The following is a 5,349-nucleotide window of genomic DNA, read 5'->3' on the forward strand; positions in this document are numbered from 1 at the left end:
GCGCGCGCTCGAAGTCGGTGCGGACCTGTGGCTGGCCGGGCGCGATTTTCGTCATGGCGGGGACCGGCAGCAATGGAATTGGCAGGGCAGGGTGCGCCGCTATGCGGGGCTGGCCTATCCTGCGCTGCGCGGGGTCAATCAGCTGATCAATGCGTCGGGCGCGCTGGCGGTGCTGGAGGCGCTGCACGCACGCCTGCCGGTGGCGGCACAGGCGGTGCGGCAGGGGCTGGCCAGCGTGGAGTGGCCCGGGCGTTTTCAGATCGTGCCGGGACAGCCGGTGCTGGTGCTGGACGTGGCGCACAACCCGCACGCGGCGGCGGCCTTGGCCGAAAACCTGGACGCCATGGGTTTTTATCCCCAGACGCTGGCGGTGTTTGGCGCCATGGCCGACAAGGACGTGCGGCCCATGCTCGAGCGGCTCGACGCCCTCATCGACGCCTGGCATTTTTGCGATCTGCCCACGGCGCGGGCCGCGCGGGCGACCGACTTGGCTGCGCTGTGGCATGCCACGACGCGGCGCCGCGATGCCGTCGCCCACATCCACTCCGACCCGCAGGCGGCGCTGCAGGCCGCGCTGGCGACGGCGGACCCCGCGGGTAGAATCGTGGTATTCGGGTCCTTCTACACGGTGGGCGGCGTGTTGCAGCACGGGTTGCCGCGCCTGGGCGCGAAGCACCTGCAGCCCTGACGCGCTCGCACTCGGTTCCCACCATCACCGCCTCTGACGCATGTTTGCACACCGTTCCGGCTCCCACGCATCGTCCCCTTCCGCGGGCGGGGGCGCGGCGGCGCCGTTGTCGGTCGAGGCCCTGCGCCGCCGCGCGCGGCAACGCCTCATCGGAGCCGCCATTTTGGTGCTGGCAGCGGTGATTGGGCTGCCCTGGCTGCTCGAATCGCAGCCGCGGCCAGTGCCGGTGGACATCGCCATCGAGATTCCGTCCCGTCACGCTGCGCCGCCGCTGCCGCCTCCGGCGCCGCGTGTCGAGGCGGCACCACCTCCCGCGGCGGCCGAGGCGCCGCCCCCCGCACCTGTCGCATCCGCACCCCCCGCCGAGCGGGTCGAACGCCCGGCCCCGGTCGCCGACCATGCACCCGCCTCGCCGCCGGCGGCACCTTCCCCGGCTGCTGCGGCGCCGGCGCGTCCGCAGGCGGATGCCGCTGCCAAGGTCCGCGTCGTGGTGCAGGTGGGTGCGTTCGCCGACCCGGCACGCGCCCAAGAGGTGCGCCAGCGCCTGGAGCGCGCGGGCCTCAAGACGTACATCCACGTGGCCGAAACCCCCGAGGGCAAACGCATCCGGGTGCGGGTCGGCCCCTTCGACAGCCGCGCCGAGGCCGAAAAAGCGGCCGAAAAGGTCAAGGGTCTGGGTCTGCCGGCGGCGGTGTTGACGCTTTGAGTCATGGCTGCCGTCGATGTCATGTTGTTGACGGTGCTGGCGGCCTCGGTCGGGCTGGGGCTGTGGCGTGGGTTGCTGTACGAGGTCTTGTCGGTACTTGCGTGGCTGGCCGCCTTCGTGGTTGCGCATCGCTGGGCGCTGGAGGCAGCGGCGTGGCTGCCTGTTTCAGACTGGGGAGAGCCGTTGCGGTACGCGGCGGGCTTCGCGGTGCTGTTCGTGCTCACCGCTTTTGCCGGAGGGGCACTGGCAACGCTCGCCCGGCAGGGCGCGCAGGCGGTGGGGCTGCGGCCCGTGGATCGGGCGCTCGGGGGGCTGTTTGGCGTGTTGCGCGGGGCAGTGCTGTTGTTGGCGGCCGCGTTGCTGGTGTGGCAGACGCCCTGGGCTGACGCTGCTGCCTGGCGCGAGGCGCAGGGGCCGCGCTGGCTCGAGCGTGCGCTGGGCGTGCTCAAGCCGCTCGTGCCCGATACGGTGGCGGTCTATTTTCCGTAGAGCGAGGACGAAAATCCATGTGTGGCATCGTTGGGGTGGTCAGCACCCAGCCGGTCAATCAGCTCATCTACGATGCGTTGCTGCTGTTGCAGCACCGCGGGCAGGATGCCGCTGGCATCGTGACCCAGTTGGGGCACAAATTTTTCATGCACAAGGCCAAAGGCATGGTGCGCGATGTCTTTCGCACGCGCAACATGCGGGCGTTGCCCGGCACCAGTGGTCTGGGGCAGGTGCGCTATCCCACGGCCGGCAATGCCGCCAGCGAGGAAGAGGCCCAGCCGTTCTACGTCAACGCCCCCTTTGGCCTGGTGCTCGCGCACAACGGCAACCTGACCAATGCCCACGTCCTCAAGGAAGAGTTGGCGCGGGTCGATCACCGCCACATCAACACGCAGAGCGACTCCGAGGTGCTGCTCAACGTGCTGGCGCATGAGCTGGAGCGCGCCACGCGCGGGGTGCCGCTGCAGGTCGATGACGTGTTTGCGGCCGTGGCCGCCGTGCACCGGCGCGTGCGTGGCTCGTACGCCGTGGTGGCGCTCATCGCCGGGCATGGGATGCTGGCGTTTCGCGATCCGCACGGCATTCGCCCGTTGTGCCTGGGGCGGGGGGCGGATGGCACGGTCATGGTCGCCAGCGAATCGGTCGCACTCGAAGGCACCGGGCACCGCTTCGAGCGCGACGTGGCACCGGGCGAGGCGGTCTTCATCGGCCTGGATGGGCAGATCGTGGCGCGCCAGTGCGCGCACGCGCCGTCGCATCACCCGTGCATTTTCGAATTCGTCTATCTGGCACGCCCCGACTCGGTCATCGATGGCATCTCGGTCTACCAGGCGCGGCTGAACATGGGCGAGGCGCTGGCCACGCGCGTCATCTCCACCGTGCCGCCGACGGACATCGACGTCGTCATCCCCATCCCCGAGTCCAGCCGCCCGGCGGCGATGGAAGTGGCGCGCCTCATCGGGCGCCCGTACCGCGAAGGGTTCGTCAAAAACCGCTACGTCGGACGCACCTTCATCATGCCCGGGCAGGCGGTGCGCAAGAAGTCGGTGCGGCAAAAGCTCAACGTGATTGCCAGCGAGTTCGCGGGCCGCAACGTGCTGTTGGTGGACGACTCGATCGTGCGCGGCACCACCAGCCGCGAGATCGTACAGATGGCGCGCGAGGCGGGGGCGCATCGCGTCTTTCTGGCCAGTGCCGCACCGCCCGTGCGTTACCCCAACGTCTATGGCATCGACATGCCCACCCAGCAGGAGCTGGTGGCCCATGGCCGCACCGTCGAGGAAATCCGTCAGATCATTGGCTGCGACGCCCTGATCTACCAGGACGTGGACGCGATGAAGCGCGCAGTGGCGGCACTCAATCCCGCGCTGCGCGGGTTCGAGGCGTCGTGTTTCGACGGCGTGTACATCACGGGTGACGTCACCCTGGAGTCGGTGGCCGCCATGAACGCCCCGCGCCAGTGTGCCCGCGACGCCACGGATGAGGATGCCGAGACCTCGCGGCTGGCGCTGCCCAACGCGCAGGAGGGATGAGCATGGACCACCCACCCCCGGGACCCGCGAAGGACGCCGCGCCAGCCCCCGCGTGGCATCCCGAAACGGCGGCGGTGCGGGTGGCGTCGCCGCGCACCCCGTATGGCGAAAACAGCGAGGCGCTGTTTTTGACCAGTGGCTTCGTGCAGCCCAGCGCCGAGGCCGCGGCCGCCCGTTTTGCCGGGGACGAGGAGGGCTACACCTACGCCCGCTACGGCAACCCCACCACGGCGAGCTTCGAGCAGCGGCTGGCGGCGCTGGAAGGCACCGAGGCCGCCATCGCCACGTCCTCCGGCATGGCGGCCATCCTCATGCTGTGCCTGGGACTGCTCAAGGCGGGTGACCACGTGGTGTGCTCGCAGTCGATGTTCGGGGCCACGATCAAATTGATCGGCACGGACTTGGCGAAATTCGGGGTGCACAGCACGTTCGTGCCACAAACCGACCTGGACGCCTGGCGCGCCGCGCTGCGCCCGCAGACCCGGCTGCTGCTGGCCGAGACACCCACCAACCCGCTGACCGAGGTGTGCGACATCGCGGCACTGGCCGACATCGCGCATCGCGCTGGGGCGCTGCTGGCGGTGGACAACTGCTTTGCCACCCCCGCGCTGCAGCGCCCCGCGGCGCTGGGCGCCGACATCGTCGTGCACTCCGGCACCAAATACCTCGACGGGCAGGGCCGCGTCATGGCCGGTGCCTTGTGCGCCCGCGCGGCGCTGGTACAGGAGGCGTTTTTACCGGTCCTGCGCAGTGCCGGCATGACGCTGGCGCCCTTCAATGCCTGGGTCGTGCTCAAGGGGCTGGAGACGCTGCACCTGCGCATGCAGGCCCAGAGCGCCACCGCGCTGCGCCTGGCGCAGTGGCTGCAGGCCCATCCGGCCGTGGCGCGCGTGCACTATCCCGGACTGCCCTCCCACCCGCAGCACGCGCTGGCCTTGCGGCAGCAGTCCGGCTGCGGCGGGGCCATCGTCGCCTTCGAGGTGCACGCCGCCAGCCCCGAGCAGGGCCGGGCGCGCGCCTTCGCCGTGCTCGACGCGCTGCAGACCCTGTCGTTGTCGACCAACCTCGGCGACACGAAAACCCTCTGTTCCCATCCCGCAAGCACCTCGCACGGGCGCCTGTCCGAGGCGCAGCGCCAGGCCGCGGGCATCTCGCAGGCGCTCATTCGCGTCTCCGTGGGGCTGGAACATGTCGACGACATCGTGACCGACCTCGCGCGTGGCCTCGACGCGCTGGCCTGACCCGTTCATCATGACCATCCGTATCCGTACCCGTTTTGCCCCATCGCCCACCGGCTTTATTCACCTGGGCAACATCCGCTCGGCGCTCTACCCGTGGGCCTTCGCCCGTGCCCACGGCGGCGACTTCATCCTGCGCATCGAAGACACCGACCAGGAGCGCTCCACGCAGGCGGCGGTGGACGTCATCCTGGAGGCGATGGCGTGGCTGGGCCTGACCCCGGACGAAGGCCCCTACTACCAGATGCAGCGCATGGCGCGCTACCGCGAGGTCATCGCGCAGATGCTACAGGCCGGGCTGGCCTACCACTGCTACATGACGCCCGAGGAGCTGGAGGCGCTGCGCGAGCGCCAGATGGCGGCCAAGCTCAAGCCCCGCTACGACGGCACCTGGCGCCCGGAGCCGGGCAAGACCCTGCCGCCCGTGCCCTCCGGAGTGTTGCCGGTCATTCGCTTCAAAAATCCCACCACGGGCAGTGTGGTTTGGGACGACAAGGTCAAAGGCCGCATCGAGATTCGCAACGACGAGCTCGACGACCTGGTGATCGCGCGCCAGGCCCCGCTGGGCGAGATCGGCACGCCCACCTACAACTTTTGCGTGGTGGTCGACGATATCGACATGCGCATCACGCACGTCATCCGCGGCGACGACCACGTCAACAACACCCCGCGCCAGATCAACATCATCCGCGCGTT

General features: G+C 69.7%; 6 protein-coding genes. All 6 read left to right on the forward strand.

Annotated elements, in window-relative coordinates:
- The coding region (locus tag Q0716_RS03205) for a cyanophycin synthetase (RefSeq protein WP_299019567.1) at positions 1-688 on the forward strand (688 nt) is incomplete at its 5' end.
- Between the two features lie 40 nt (positions 689-728).
- Complete coding sequence (locus Q0716_RS03210; RefSeq protein ID WP_299019569.1) at positions 729-1,394, forward strand: SPOR domain-containing protein; 666 nt, start codon at positions 729-731, stop codon at positions 1,392-1,394.
- A gap of 3 nt (positions 1,395-1,397) precedes the next feature.
- Positions 1,398-1,883 (forward strand): CvpA family protein, encoded by a 486-nt coding sequence (locus Q0716_RS03215; RefSeq protein WP_299019571.1) that lies wholly within the window; start codon positions 1,398-1,400, stop codon positions 1,881-1,883.
- 17 nt (positions 1,884-1,900) lie between these two features.
- On the forward strand, positions 1,901-3,415 hold the full coding sequence (gene purF, locus Q0716_RS03220; RefSeq protein ID WP_299019573.1) for an amidophosphoribosyltransferase: 1,515 nt from the start codon (positions 1,901-1,903) through the stop codon (positions 3,413-3,415).
- Between the two features lie 2 nt (positions 3,416-3,417).
- Positions 3,418-4,656, forward strand: a complete 1,239-nt coding sequence (locus Q0716_RS03225; RefSeq protein ID WP_299019575.1) for an O-succinylhomoserine sulfhydrylase — start codon at positions 3,418-3,420, stop codon at positions 4,654-4,656.
- Positions 4,657-4,666: 10 nt separating this feature from the next.
- On the forward strand, positions 4,667-5,349 hold a 683-nt coding region (gene gltX / locus Q0716_RS03230; protein WP_299019577.1), incomplete at its 3' end, for a glutamate--tRNA ligase.

This window comes from uncultured Tepidimonas sp. (assembly GCF_938045175.1).
Taxonomy (GTDB): Bacteria; Pseudomonadota; Gammaproteobacteria; order Burkholderiales; family Burkholderiaceae_C; genus Tepidimonas.

Coding starts and splice junctions, on each gene's coding strand:
- Q0716_RS03210 (WP_299019569.1), top strand. CDS start 729: ATGTTTGCACACCGTTCCGGCTCCCACGCATCGTCCCCTTCCGCGGGC.
- Q0716_RS03215 (WP_299019571.1), top strand. CDS start 1,398: ATGGCTGCCGTCGATGTCATGTTGTTGACGGTGCTGGCGGCCTCGGTC.
- purF (WP_299019573.1), top strand. CDS start 1,901: ATGTGTGGCATCGTTGGGGTGGTCAGCACCCAGCCGGTCAATCAGCTC.
- Q0716_RS03225 (WP_299019575.1), top strand. CDS start 3,418: ATGGACCACCCACCCCCGGGACCCGCGAAGGACGCCGCGCCAGCCCCC.